Raw genomic sequence first — 12,675 nt, 5'->3', positions numbered from 1 at the left:
TACGGGCTGGAGCGTTCGTGGGAGCGGCGCACCGCCGCTCCCACGCGATTACTCGGGCTGTGTGCTGACCTTGCGCACCACCTTGCCGACCGTCAGACCCTGCACCAGGATCGACGACAGCACCACGATGTAGGTGATCGACAGCAGCAGGTCACGCTCATCGCCCTGTGGCAGCGACAGCGCCAGTGCCACCGACACGCCACCACGCAGGCCTCCCCAGGTCAGCACGCGGATGGTGCCCTGGGGCACGGTCCGCCAGCGGCGCAGCAAGACGATGGCCGGCGCCACGGTCAGCAGGCGCGAGGCCAGCACCGCCACCGCCAGCACGCCACCGGCCGCCAGGTGCAGCCAGTTGAACGGCAGCAGCAACAGCTCCAGGCCGATCAGGGCGAACAGCAGGGCGTTGAGCATGTCGTCGATCAGTTCCCAGAAACCGTCCATGTAGCGGCGGGTCATGTCGTTCATCGCCAGGTTGCGCCCCAGGTTGCCGATGATCAGGCCGGCCACCACCATGGCGATCGGCGCCGACACATGCAACTCGTAGCACATGGCCGAGCCGCCGATCACCAGCGCCAGGGTCAGCATGACCTCGACCTGATACTGCTCGACGCTCTTGATCATGCGATAGGTGGCATAGCCGATCAGGCCACCGAAGGCGATCCCGCCGATGGCTTCGCGGGCGAAGAGGATGGCGGTGTCGGTGACGCTCGGCGTCTCGCCCAGCTGGATGATGCCCAGCAGCACGGTGAACACCACCACCGCGGTGCCGTCGTTGAACAGCGACTCGCCGACGATGGTGGTCTTCAGCGGCTTGGAGGCGTTGGCGGTACGCAACGCGCCGAGCACGGCGATCGGGTCGGTCGGCGAGATCAGCGCGCCGAACAGCAGGCAGTAGATCAGCGGCACGTTCCAGCCGAACAGGGCGAACACCCAGTGCGCCAGGTAGCCGATCACCACGGTGGCGATCAGCACCCCGATCGTGGCCAAGAGGCCGATCGGCCAGCGGTAGCTGCGCAGGTCGGCGAGGTTGACGTGCAGGGCGCCGGCGAACAGCAGGAACGACAGCATCCAGTGCATCAGCAGGTCGTTGAAGTCGATCTGGTTCATCAGGCCTTCGACGCGCTCTTCCAGGCCAGGGAAGCCGATCAGGCTCAGGCCCTGCAGCATCAGGGAGAACAGCAGTGCGGTGACCATCACGCCGATGGCCGGCGGCAGGCCGATAAAACGGTAGTTCACATAGGTGAGGAGGGTGGTGAGGCAGATAAACGCGGCAACTAATTCAAGCATCCCGAATCCTGTAACAGTGGCTTCCAAGTCGTTTCCCGAGTGACTCGGGCAGTTCTTTGATGACCTGGCGCGGGGTTCGGGACACACCTTATGACCGGTTTTGTCGGAATCGTTCCTCAAGTCGGACGGCAGGCGCTCCCACGATGCCTACAAGCAACAGCAAACCGTTATAGTGCGAGGTGTCGCCTGGTCTTTGCGCAAGGAATCCCGCGTGTTGGCAACCTCCCTGGTACTGGTCGCAGCCCTGCTCCACGCGACCTGGAACACCCTCATCAAGTTCAGCGGCGAACGCCTTCTGGTGATCGCCAGCATGGACCTGGTGGCACTGGTCTTCGCCGTTCTGGCGGTGGCGTTCGTCGAGTTTCCCCCGGCCGGCATCTGGCCCTGGCTGCTGGCATCGGCGCTGGCCGAGCAGCTCTACCGTTACCTGCTGATCAAAGCCTATCGTGTTGGCGATCTGGGGCTGGTCTATCCGTTGATGCGTGGTTTGTCGCCCTTGGTCGTGCTCGGACTGACCCTGGTTTTTGCCGGTGAGTCGCTCAGCCAGCAGCAGATCATCGGTATCCTGCTGATCCCCTGCGGCATGGCCTGCCTGTTGTGGCAGGGCGGTGGCGGTGATCGCCTGCCCTGGTCGATGCTGCCGGTGGTGGCGCTGATCGGCCTGTGCATCGGCTGCTACACCTGGTTCGACGGCCAGGCCGTGCGCCTTTGGGGCAAGCCCATGGACTACCTGGTATGGCTGACCCTGCTCAGTGCCTGGCCATTCCCGCTGCTGGCCGGCGTTGCCCGCAGCCCGCAGTTCGCGCTGTTCTGGCGCACCCAGTGGCGGCTGGGGCTGGCGGTGGGGGTGTGCGTGCTGCTGAGCTACGCTCTGGTGCTGTGGGCCATGCACCTGGGCTCGGTGGCGGAGGCCGCGGCGCTGCGCGAACTGAGCGTGATCCTGGTGGTGTTGCTGGGCATGCGCTACCTCAAAGAACCTTTTGGCGGACCGAGACTCCTAGCTTGCGGGCTGGTCCTGGCCGGCATGCTGGTGATGAAACTGTGAACCGATCCTCTGTGAACAAGGAGTCCTGTAGATGACCGTTGCCCTGTGGTGCATTCTCGTTGCGCTGGTCCTGCCGCCGTTGTGCGCATTGATCGCCAAGCTCAGCAGCGGGTATTTCGGCCTGCGCGCCAATCACGACCCGCGTGCGTTTCTGGACAAGCTCGAAGGGCTGCCACGGCGTGCCCATGCTGCCCAATTGAATGGCTACGAGGCGTTCCCTGCGTTTGCCGCGGCGGTTCTGGTGGCCGACATCGTCGGCAATGCCGAACAAGTGACCCAGGATGTGTTGGGGGTGGTGTACATCACCAGCCGGCTGCTCTACATCATCTGCTACCTGGCGGACTGGGCGGTGCTACGGTCGCTGGTGTGGTTCGTCGGGATGGCGCTGATCGTGTCGTTCTTCGTCGTATCGATTTGAATGCATCGCGGGGCAAGCCCGCTCCCACGCAATCATCGTGGGAGCGGGCTTGCCCCGCGATAGCGCCTGTCAGGGTACTTTCGGCACTTCGGGCAAAGGCTGCCCCTTGGGCCACAGCATCCAGATCTGCCCCTGCTGCTTCATGTTCCCCGCCAGCTCGCCGGCCTCGGGGCCGGTGCCCCAGAACAGGTCCGCGCGCACTTCGCCGGTGATGGCGCCACCGGTGTCCTGGGCGCCGACCGGGCGCACCACCGGGCTGCCGTCCGGGCGGGTGGTGGCCAGCCAGAGCAGGCTGCCCAGGGGGATCACCTTGCGGTCGATCGCCACGCTGTAGCCCGCGGTCAGCGGCACGTTGAGCGAGCCGCGCGGCCCCTCGTTGCTGTCCGGGCGGGTACTGAAGAACACGTAGCTCGGATTGCTCGCCAGCAGCTCGGGCACACGTTGCGGGTTGGCCTGAGCCCAGGCGTGGATGCTGCCCATGGTCACCTCTTCCTTCGGCAGCTGCCCCTGCTCCACCAGCCAGCGGCCGATCGGGCGGTACGGGTGGCCGTTCTGGTCGGCGTAGCCCAGGCGCAGCTGGCGGCCGTTCTCCAGCTGGATACGGCCCGAGCCCTGTATCTGCAGGAACTGCAGGTCCATCGGGTCGGTCAGCCAGGCCAGCACCGGCGCCTTGGCGCCGTCGCGGTTGATCACCTCGGCGGTGTCGTAGGGCTTGAGCACCCGCCCGTCGAGGCGCCCGCGCAGGCGCTTGCCCTTGAGCTCGGGGTACACGCTGGCCAGGTCGACCACGATCATGTCCTCGGGCACGCCATACACCGGGACGTGAGCGCTGTCGGTGCGAGCCAGGCTGCCGGGGTAGACCGGCTCGTAGTAGCCGGTGATCAGGCCGTTGGCGCTGTTCTGCGCCGAGCGCAGGCCATAGACCTGGAGGTTCTGTTCGAGGAAGGTGCGTACTTGTCCGGCGCTGGCCGTGGCCGAACCCGCCGCCTCGCAGGTGGCGGCCCACACCGGGTCGCGCTTGAGCTTCTCGCAACCGCTGCGCCAGGCGTAGAAGCCCGCCAGCAGGTCGTCGTCGCTGACCTGGGGCAGGTCCTTGAAGGTGGCTGGCACGTAGGTGGCAATGGCGTGGGGTTCGGGCTTGGCGCTATCGCCGCCGTTGCAGCCGGCCAGGAGCGCCAGGGCGGGCAGTGCCCAGGCGAGATGGCGCAATGCAGATTTCATGTCATCGATCCTGTAGGGGGCGAAGCATGAAGATTCACCCCTGTTTTCTGTGTGGCTATTGGTCTTTGCCCGCGAGGCGGCGATACTGGCCGCCCGTTTTCCTGGCCGAAGAGACCGTGATGTTCAAGCGATTGACCGTAGTACTGCTCGCCGCCCTTGCCCTGAGTGCCTGTGACGGCGTTGATCCCAACTCGCCGCTGGGCCAGCGCAAGGCGATCTTCAAGCAGATGCTCAAGACCAGCGAAGACATGGGCGGCATGCTGCGCGGGCGCTTGCCCTTCGACGGCGTGAAGTTCGCCGATGGCGCGGCGAAGCTGGACAGCCTGGCCCACGCACCGTGGCAGCACTTCCCGCAGGTGCGCGACGAGGGTGATAGCAGCGCGCGGGCCGAGGTCTGGGAGCGCCAGGCGCGGTTCCAGGACCTGGCCCGGCAACTGGAGGGCGTCACCGGCGAGTTGGTCGCGGTGACCCGTGCCCAGCCGCTGGATGCGGCGCAGGTGAAGGCGCCGATGGACAAGGTCGAGGCGGCGTGCAAGGCCTGTCATAGCGAGTTTCGCAATCACTGAGCGAGTGGGCCGTTGTGGGTGCGGGCGCGTGGGAGCGGGCTTGCCCCGCGATGGCGTCGGATCGGCCAGTGACGTTGCCTGGGCTGACGTCATCGCGGGGCAGGCCCGCTCCCACGGTTCGTACACATAAGACCGGTCGGCTAGCGTTCGAGCTCGTCCACGGCCTCCTGCAGCTCCTTCTTCGCCTCGGCCAGCTTGTCCTTGCGCTTGTTGATCTTTTCCGCGTCGCCCTTCTTCATGGCCTTGTCCAGATCCTTGGTGCGCTGGTTCACCTCATGGCGAGCGTCGAGCACCTTCTGCTCGCGCTCCTTGCGCAGGCCAGCATCGGTGCAGTGTTCGGTGACTTCGCTCAAGGCCTTTTCCAGCCCCGCCTGCTGGTCGCTGTTGCCATGGGCGCGGGCTTGTTCGATCTGTTCGCTGATGGCCTGACGCTTGGCCGCGCAACCGGTCAGGCCCGGCTGCTCTTCGGCGGCCAGCAGCGGGCTGGCGACGAAGCCGAGCAGGGTAGACAGGGCGAGGGACGAAAGCAGTTTCATCGGGGGCTCCATTCGAGGCTGGGCAGCAGAAAGCGAAATGCTGCCCTGATCCGCGCAAATTAGAAACCCTCGATTGCATGGGCGCGCAGGTTTCGGGCCAGCTCCTGGACCCGCTCGTGGGCGAAAAAAGCCTGCAATTGCTCTGCTCGACCAGGCCCGACGCCAGGTTCGGCAAGCCATTGCTCGATGTTTCTGGATGCCAGTGTGTGCCAGTCGGGGCCCATTTGCAGGCTGGACGGTGCGGGTACGCCGAGGCCTCGTAGCCAACGCTGGAAAGGCTGGCGGCGGGCCTGGGCGAAAGCAGTCTGCAATTGCCTGGCTCGAGCCTGGGCGATCCCAGGTACCTTGAGCAATTGGTCCTGTTCGAGGATCAGCCAATCAGTCAGTTGCACGATATGGCCACTCTCGACGAGGTGCTTCCAGGTTTCGGCTCCCAGGCCTGGCAGGTCGAGGCCCTGCTTGCCGCCCAGCCAGGCCAGGCGGGCAAGGAACTGCTGCTGGCAGTCCTTGTCGGCCTGCCAGCAACTGAGAGCGTGATAGGTCGCCGGATCCGGAGCCTGCACGATGGGGCGTCGCGCGGCACGATGCACCACGCTTTCCAGACGTGGAATGGTCAGGCCGGCCAGGCTGACCGCTATCTGGTCACCAGGGCGAATGTCCAGCTGTTTCCAGCGCGCCAGCGAGCCGAGACTGAGCTGGCTGATCCGGCGGTTGTCCAGGGTCACCGGTTGTAACAGCAGCAAGGGCGTGATGCGCCCGGTACGGCCGATTCGGAACTGCACATCCCTGACCTGCGCCAGCGCCTGGGCGAACGGATACTTCCAGGCAGCGATCCAGTAGGGTGCCTGGGCGCGCCAGCGCTGTGCCGGGGGGCGACTGTCCTGGCGCAGGATCACGCCGTCGCTGGCGAAGGGCAGGGGCGAGCGGTACCAGTGCTGACGCCAGCGCGTCGCCTCGGCAACGCCCTCGATGGTCACGCTCAAACGCTGGCTGTCGGGGAAGCCAAGCACTGCCAGGCGTGCCAGGCGCTCGGCCTGGTTATCCGGGCCGTGCGGCCAGTCCCAGACGAAGAGTCCGATGCCCTCGCCTTGTTCCTCGGTCATCCGTTTGCGTGCCAGCAGCCCGGCGACGGTGCCGCGTGCATTGGCACTGCCTGCCTCGGCCTGCACATGGTCGTCCAGGCGCCAGTACAGTTCGCCCTGGAACACCGCGTCCAGCGGTTGGGAAAGTTGCCGCGCGATGCCGCTCAGCATGGGGATGTGCCGGCTCCAGTCGTGCCCCTGCGTGCCATCGCCACGGCTGAGCAGACCCGTCAGTTGTCCCTGGCGATAGATCAGCGACACTGCGACGCCGTCGACCTTCGGCTGCATCCAGACGTCGCGTTTGCCCTGCAGCCATCGGGCTACGGCCTGCTCGTCGGCAAGCTTGTCGACACCGGTGTGGGGGATGGGGTGAGGGATAGTGCCGCGGGCGCTCGCCAGCGGCGCTTCGTCGTGGGAAAGGCCAAAGCAGGCTTGAAGTTCCAGCAGGTGCTGGCGGCTTTGATCGTAGAGTTCGTCGGCCACCAGGGCGATACCCAGGCGATGGTACTGGTCGTCCCAGTGGGCGAGGGTGGCGCGCAGCCGTGCGACCTCGGCTTCAGCCTGCGCGGTGTCCCAGGCTGGGCACGCACTTGCCTGGGCGACGCAGTGGTGCAACAGCAGCGCTATGAATATCAGCAGCAATGGCATGGCCGGCCTCCTTGCAAGGTGGGAAGGAGTTCTCAGGCTAGGCGGGCGGCGGCGTTGGCAGCGGCGGTGATTTGTCAGCCGATATGTCACGAAAAAGCCCCTGCCGATTGCTCGGCAGGGGCTTTCCGTTACTGCTGTAGGAGGCTTACAGGCCAGCGGCGTCGCGCAGGGCGGCGGCGCGGTCGGTGCGCTCCCAGGTGAAGGTGGTGAAGGTGTCGTCACCGACGGTCTTCTGCTGCGGCGTACGGCCGAAGTGACCGTAGGCGGCGGTTTCCTGGTACATCGGATGCAGCAGGTCGAGCATGGTGGTGATGGCGTACGGACGCAGGTCGAAGCACTCGCGCACCAGCTGCACGATCTTGTCGTCGGAGACCTTGCCGGTACCGAAGGTGTTGATCGAGATGGAGGTCGGCTGGGCTACGCCGATGGCATAGGACACCTGGATCTCGCAGCGTTCGGCGAGGCCCGCGGCAACGATGTTCTTGGCCACGTAGCGGCCGGCGTAGGCGGCCGAACGGTCGACCTTGGACGGGTCCTTGCCGGAGAACGCGCCACCGCCGTGGCGGGCCATGCCGCCGTAGCTGTCGACGATGATCTTGCGGCCGGTCAGGCCGCAGTCGCCCACCGGGCCACCGATGATGAAGTTGCCGGTCGGGTTGATGTGGTACTGGGTGTCCTTGTGCAGCAGCTCGGCCGGCAGGGTGTGCTTGACGATCAGCTCCATCACCGCTTCCTGCAGGTCTTTCTGCGACACTTCAGGATTGTGCTGGGTCGACAGGACGACGGCGTCGATGCCTACGACCTTGCCGTTTTCATAGCGGCAGGTGACCTGGGACTTGGCGTCCGGGCGCAGCCATGGCAGCAGCTTGGACTTGCGCGCTTCGGCCTGGCGCTCGACCAGGCGGTGCGAGAAGCAGATCGGCGCCGGCATCAGCACGTCGGTTTCGTTGCTGGCGTAGCCGAACATCAGGCCCTGGTCGCCGGCACCCTGGTCTTCCGGGCGCGAGCGATCGACGCCCTGGGCGATATCCACCGACTGCTTGCCGATGATGTTCATCACGGCGCAGGTGGCGCCGTCGAAGCCGACATCGGAGCTGTTGTAGCCGATGTCGATGATCACTTTACGCACCAGCTCTTCCAGGTCGACCCAGGCCGAGGTGGTGACTTCACCGGCGATGATGGCGACACCGGTCTTGACCAGGGTCTCGCAGGCCACGCGGGCGTACTTGTCCTGGGCGATGATGGCGTCCAGCACCGCGTCGGAGATCTGGTCGGCGATCTTGTCCGGATGCCCTTCGGACACGGACTCGGAAGTGAAAAGGGAGTATTCGCTCATCTCGATGGGTTCCTGAAATTTACCGATGTTGTATGTCGCCAGTGGTCCGCTGGAAGTGCCGGACCTGGATCTGGAAACCGTTACGCAAGCCCACGTAGAGGCTGTCCCCGGGGGCCAGCCCTGCCGCGTTGGCCCAACGGGCCAGGTCGTCCTGCTCGAAGCCAAGCCACAGGTCGCCGCAGGCTTCGCGCGCCCACCCCTGGTCATGGCTGCACAGTTCGGTGACCAGCAGGCTGCCGCCCGCCTTCACCCGTCTGGCCAGCAGGCGCAGGGCCTGGGCCGGATCGCTGAAATGGTGCAGGACCATGTTCAGCACAACGCAGTCGGCTTCCACATCCGTTGCACCCAGTGCATCGGCCAACTGCAGGTTTACGTTACTCAATTCGTTGCGCTCGCAGACCTGGCGGGCCAGCTCGAGCATGGTCGGGCTGTTGTCCATGGCCGTGACCTGCTCGAAGCGCCTGGCCAGGTCGGGCAGGAAACCGCCGTCGCCGGGGCCGACCTCCAGGGCGCTGGCACCGGCCTCGAAGCTCAGCTTGTCGAGCAGCGCCAGCAGGCTTTCGCGGTACTGTGGCAGGCCGGCGATTAGGTCCTGCTGGGCACGGAACTTCTCTTCCACGCGCAGGAAGAAATCCTGGCTGGTGGCTGCGCGGCGCTGCTGGACCTGGGCGATTCGGGCCTGCACTTCTTGAGGCAGGGCGAGGTCGTCGACCTCGTCGAGCAATGCCGAATGCAGGCGACCGCCCAGGCGCTGGCTGTCGGGTAGGGCGCGACGGTAGAAGATCGCATTGCCTTCGCGGCGGGTCGCCACCAGCTCGGCCTGGGCCAGCACCTTCAGGTGATGGCTCATGCCCGACTGGCCGATGTCGAAGATCTGCGCCAGTTCCAGCACGCCGAACGAATCGTTGGCCAATGCGCGCAGCACGTTCAGGCGCAGGGGGTCGCCGCCGGCCTTGCACAGGGCGGCCAGCTCGTCGCTGCGTTGTGGGGTGATGGGCGCATTGAGGTTCATGGGGCGGGAGTCTAGACAGGGGATGCTGTCGTCGCAATAGCAATATCAAAAAGTTTTGATATTGCCTGACCGATGGCCTCGTGGGGCTGATCGTGGGAGCGGGCTTGCCCCGCGATAGCGCTCGCCCTGGTACTTCCTTCGTCCAATCTGACGCAATCGCGGGGCAAGCCCGCTCCCACGACCCCGCTTTTTTACTCTTTTCCCCGCCAATCACAGGAAAAAAGCCCGACTGCGACCATACGTCATTGCCCCCGGCCCCCCCTGTGGGCGAAAATGGCCGCCTTTTTTCGCTTCACCACCTATTTCAAGCCCCAGGAGACTCAGCGATGCCCAGCCGTCGTGAACGTGCCAACGCCATTCGTGCCCTCAGCATGGATGCCGTGCAAAAGGCCAACAGCGGCCACCCAGGTGCCCCCATGGGTATGGCGGATATCGCCGAAGTGCTTTGGCGCGACTACCTGAAGCACAACCCGAGCAACCCAAGCTTTGCCGACCGCGACCGCTTCGTGCTGTCCAACGGCCACGGCTCGATGCTGATCTACTCGCTGCTGCACCTGACCGGCTACGACGTCACCATCGATGACCTCAAGGCCTTCCGCCAGCTGCACAGCCGCACCCCGGGCCACCCGGAGTTCGGTTACACCCCGGGCGTCGAGACCACCACCGGCCCGCTGGGCCAAGGCCTGGCCAACGCCGTGGGCTTCGCCCTGGCGGAAAAAGTGCTGGGTGCCCAGTTCAACCGTGAAGGCCACGACATCGTCGACCACAACACCTACGTGTTCCTCGGCGACGGCTGCATGATGGAAGGCATCTCCCATGAAGTCGCCTCGCTGGCCGGCACCCTGGGCCTGAACAAGCTGGTTGCCTTCTACGACGACAACGGCATCTCCATCGACGGCGAAGTCCACGGCTGGTTCACCGACAACACCCCGGCGCGCTTCGAGGCCTACAACTGGCTGGTGATCCGCAACGTCAACGGCCACGACGCCGACGAGATCAAGACCGCCATCGAGACCGCGCGCAAGAGCGACCGTCCGACCCTGATCTGCTGCAAGACCATCATCGGCTTCGGCTCGCCGAACAAGCAGGGCAAGGAAGACTGCCACGGCGCACCGCTGGGCAACGACGAAATCGCCCTGGCCCGCAAGGAACTGAACTGGAACCACGGCCCGTTCGAAATCCCGGCCGACATCAAGGCCGAGTGGGATGCCAAGGAAGCTGGCGCCAAGGTCGAAGCCGAGTGGAACCAGCGCTTCGACGCCTACGCCAAGGCCTATCCTGAGCTGGCTGCCGAGTTCAAGCGCCGCGCCGCCGGCGACCTGCCGGCCGACTTCTCCGAGAAGGCCCAGGCCTACATCAACGAAGTTGCTGCAAAGGGCGAGACCATCGCCAGCCGCAAGGCCAGCCAGAACACCCTGAACGCCTTCGGCCCGCTGCTGCCCGAGTTCCTTGGCGGTTCCGCCGACCTCGCCGGCTCCAACCTGACCCTGTGGAAAGGCTGCAAGGGCGTCGAAGCCAACGATGCCAGCGGCAACTACGTGTTCTACGGCGTGCGCGAGTTCGGCATGACCGCCATCATGAACGGCGTCGCTCTGCACGGCGGCCTGGTGCCTTACGGCGCCACCTTCCTGATGTTCATGGAATACGCCCGCAACGCCGTGCGCATGTCCGCGCTGATGAAGCAGCGCGTGATCCACGTCTACACCCACGACTCCATCGGCCTGGGCGAAGACGGTCCGACCCACCAGCCGATCGAGCAGCTGACCAGCCTGCGCAGCACGCCGAACCTGGACACCTGGCGTCCGGCCGACGCGGTGGAATCCGCCGTGTCCTGGAAAGCCGCCCTGGAGCGCAAGGACGGCCCGTCGGCGCTGATCTTCTCGCGCCAGAACCTGCAGCACCAGACCCGCGACGCCCAGCAGATCGCCGATATCGCCCGTGGCGGTTACGTGCTCAAGGACTGCGCCGGCGAGCCTGAGCTGATCCTGATCGCCACCGGTTCCGAAGTGGGCCTGGCCGTTCAAGCCTTCGACAAGCTGACCGCCGAAGGCCGCAAGGTCCGCGTCGTTTCGATGCCTAGCACCAGCGTGTTCGACGCCCAGGACGCAGCCTACAAGCAGTCGGTACTGCCGCTGGAAGTTGGCGCGCGTATCGCCATCGAAGCCGCTCACGCCGACTTCTGGTACAAGTACGTCGGCCTCGAAGGCCGCGTGATCGGCATGACCACCTACGGCGAGTCGGCCCCGGCCAGCGCGCTGTTCGAGGAGTTCGGCTTCACCCTGGACAACATCCTGGGCACCGCCGAAGAGCTGCTGGAAGACTGATGCACCTGGGAGGCCCTGTGCCTCCCGTCTGATCGCGGGGCAAGCCCGCTCCCACAGGGTCTTTGCAGTCCCCTGTGGGAGCGGGCTTGCCCCGCGATGGTCGTTCAACGCACTTGTCCCGTGAGTATCGAATGCCCCACCCGCGTCCCTACAAAGTTGCACTCAACGGTTACGGCCGCATCGGCCGCTGTGTCCTGCGCGCACTGTTCGAGCGGGGGGCGAAGGCCGGTTTCGAGATCGTCGCGCTGAACGACCTGGCCGACCAGGCTAGTCTGGAATACCTGACACGCTTCGACTCCACCCACGGGCGTTTCCCCGGCGAGGTGAAGGTCGACGGCGACTGTCTGCATATCAATGGCGACTGCGTGAAGGTGCTGCGCAGCGCCACCCCGGAAGGCATCGACTGGGCCGCCCTGGACATCGACCTGGTGCTGGAATGCTCCGGTGCCTACCACACCCGTGCCGACGGCCAGCGCTTCCTCGATGCCGGCGCGCCGCGGGTACTGTTTTCCCAGCCCATGGCCAGCGAGGCGGACATCGACGCCACGGTGGTCTACGGCGTCAACCAGGATTGCCTGACCGGCAGCGAACTGCTGGTGTCCAACGCCTCCTGCACCACCAACTGCGGCGTGCCGCTGCTGCGGGTGCTGGACCAGGCCTTCGGCATCGAATACGTGCAGATCACCACCATCCACTCGGCGATGAACGACCAGCCGGTGATCGACGCCTACCATCACGAAGACCTGCGCCGCACCCGTTCGGCGTTCCAGTCGGTGATTCCGGTGTCCACGGGCCTGGCCCGGGGTATCGAACGCCTGCTGCCGGAACTTGCCGGGCGAATCCAGGCCAAAGCGGTACGCGTGCCGACCGTCAACGTCTCGTGCCTGGACATCACCCTGCAGACTTCCCGCGATACCAGCACCGAGGAAGTCAACCGGGTGCTGCGCGAGGCCGCCCTGGACGGCCCGCTGAAAGGCTTGCTGGCCTACACCGAGCTGCCCCACGCCAGCTGTGATTTCAACCATGACCCGCATTCGGCCATCGTCGATGCCAGCCAGACCCGCGTCTCAGGCCCCCGCCTGGTGAACCTGCTGGCCTGGTTCGACAACGAATGGGGGTTTGCCAACCGTATGCTCGACGTTGCCGAACACTATCTGCACGTCGTTCACCCAACCCGCAGCAAACAGCCCTGAAGGACTG

Annotated in this window: 11 protein-coding genes; 5 read left to right on the top strand and 6 right to left on the bottom strand. The window is 65.5% G+C overall.

The window, feature by feature from the left end:
• Nucleotides 1-48: 48 nt before the first annotated feature.
• Nucleotides 49-1,287, bottom strand: coding sequence for a sodium:proton antiporter (locus HU735_RS24035; RefSeq protein WP_186715869.1), 1,239 nt, complete (start codon nucleotides 1,285-1,287; stop codon nucleotides 49-51).
• A 211-nt stretch (nucleotides 1,288-1,498) separates the two neighbouring features.
• On the opposite strand from HU735_RS24035, the gene HU735_RS24030 reads away from it, so the two are divergent.
• Both HU735_RS24030 and HU735_RS24025 read left to right on the top strand, forming a co-directional pair.
• Nucleotides 1,499-2,332 (top strand): EamA family transporter, encoded by an 834-nt coding sequence (locus HU735_RS24030; RefSeq protein ID WP_186715867.1) that lies wholly within the window; start codon nucleotides 1,499-1,501, stop codon nucleotides 2,330-2,332.
• A gap of 31 nt (nucleotides 2,333-2,363) precedes the next feature.
• On the top strand, nucleotides 2,364-2,750 hold the full coding sequence (locus tag HU735_RS24025; RefSeq protein ID WP_050707225.1) for an MAPEG family protein: 387 nt from the start codon (nucleotides 2,364-2,366) through the stop codon (nucleotides 2,748-2,750).
• Between the two features lie 69 nt (nucleotides 2,751-2,819).
• On the opposite strand, the gene HU735_RS24020 is transcribed toward HU735_RS24025, so the two are convergent.
• On the bottom strand, nucleotides 2,820-3,971 hold the full coding sequence (locus HU735_RS24020; RefSeq protein WP_186715866.1) for an MltA domain-containing protein: 1,152 nt from the start codon (nucleotides 3,969-3,971) through the stop codon (nucleotides 2,820-2,822).
• 119 nt (nucleotides 3,972-4,090) lie between these two features.
• Between HU735_RS24020 and HU735_RS24015 the strand changes: the two genes are divergently transcribed.
• The gene (locus HU735_RS24015; RefSeq protein ID WP_186715862.1) at nucleotides 4,091-4,537 is read left to right on the top strand and encodes a cytochrome c; all 447 of its coding nucleotides are present in this window, start codon (nucleotides 4,091-4,093) and stop codon (nucleotides 4,535-4,537) included.
• Between the two features lie 140 nt (nucleotides 4,538-4,677).
• Here HU735_RS24015 and HU735_RS24010 read toward each other — a convergent pair whose 3' ends face one another.
• The 4 genes from HU735_RS24010 to HU735_RS23995 form a co-directional block, all read right to left on the bottom strand.
• Nucleotides 4,678-5,073: a DUF1090 domain-containing protein gene (locus tag HU735_RS24010; protein ID WP_186715860.1), complete on the bottom strand. Its 396-nt coding sequence runs from the start codon at nucleotides 5,071-5,073 to the stop codon at nucleotides 4,678-4,680.
• A gap of 59 nt (nucleotides 5,074-5,132) precedes the next feature.
• A complete protein-coding gene (gene ligB / locus HU735_RS24005) occupies nucleotides 5,133-6,803 on the bottom strand; it encodes an NAD-dependent DNA ligase LigB (protein ID WP_186715859.1) in 1,671 nt (556 codons plus the stop codon).
• 145 nt (nucleotides 6,804-6,948) lie between these two features.
• The gene (metK, locus tag HU735_RS24000) at nucleotides 6,949-8,139 is read right to left on the bottom strand and encodes a methionine adenosyltransferase (protein ID WP_186715851.1); all 1,191 of its coding nucleotides are present in this window, start codon (nucleotides 8,137-8,139) and stop codon (nucleotides 6,949-6,951) included.
• Between the two features lie 19 nt (nucleotides 8,140-8,158).
• On the bottom strand, nucleotides 8,159-9,151 hold the full coding sequence (locus HU735_RS23995; protein WP_186715848.1) for a metalloregulator ArsR/SmtB family transcription factor: 993 nt from the start codon (nucleotides 9,149-9,151) through the stop codon (nucleotides 8,159-8,161).
• A 326-nt stretch (nucleotides 9,152-9,477) separates the two neighbouring features.
• Between HU735_RS23995 and tkt the strand changes: the two genes are divergently transcribed.
• Both tkt and epd read left to right on the top strand, forming a co-directional pair.
• On the top strand, nucleotides 9,478-11,475 hold the full coding sequence (tkt, locus tag HU735_RS23990) for a transketolase (RefSeq protein WP_050707218.1): 1,998 nt from the start codon (nucleotides 9,478-9,480) through the stop codon (nucleotides 11,473-11,475).
• A gap of 131 nt (nucleotides 11,476-11,606) precedes the next feature.
• Nucleotides 11,607-12,668 carry an erythrose-4-phosphate dehydrogenase gene (gene epd / locus HU735_RS23985; protein ID WP_050707217.1) on the top strand — a complete coding sequence of 354 codons (1,062 nt, stop codon included), beginning with the start codon at nucleotides 11,607-11,609 and terminating at the stop codon, nucleotides 12,666-12,668.
• The last annotated feature ends 7 nt before the right edge of the window (nucleotides 12,669-12,675 follow it).

It is taken from the genome of Pseudomonas sp. BW16M2, from assembly GCF_014268865.1.
Classification (GTDB): Bacteria; Pseudomonadota; Gammaproteobacteria; order Pseudomonadales; family Pseudomonadaceae; genus Aquipseudomonas; species Aquipseudomonas peradeniyensis.
This window is presented reverse-complemented; position numbering and strand designations above follow the sequence as displayed.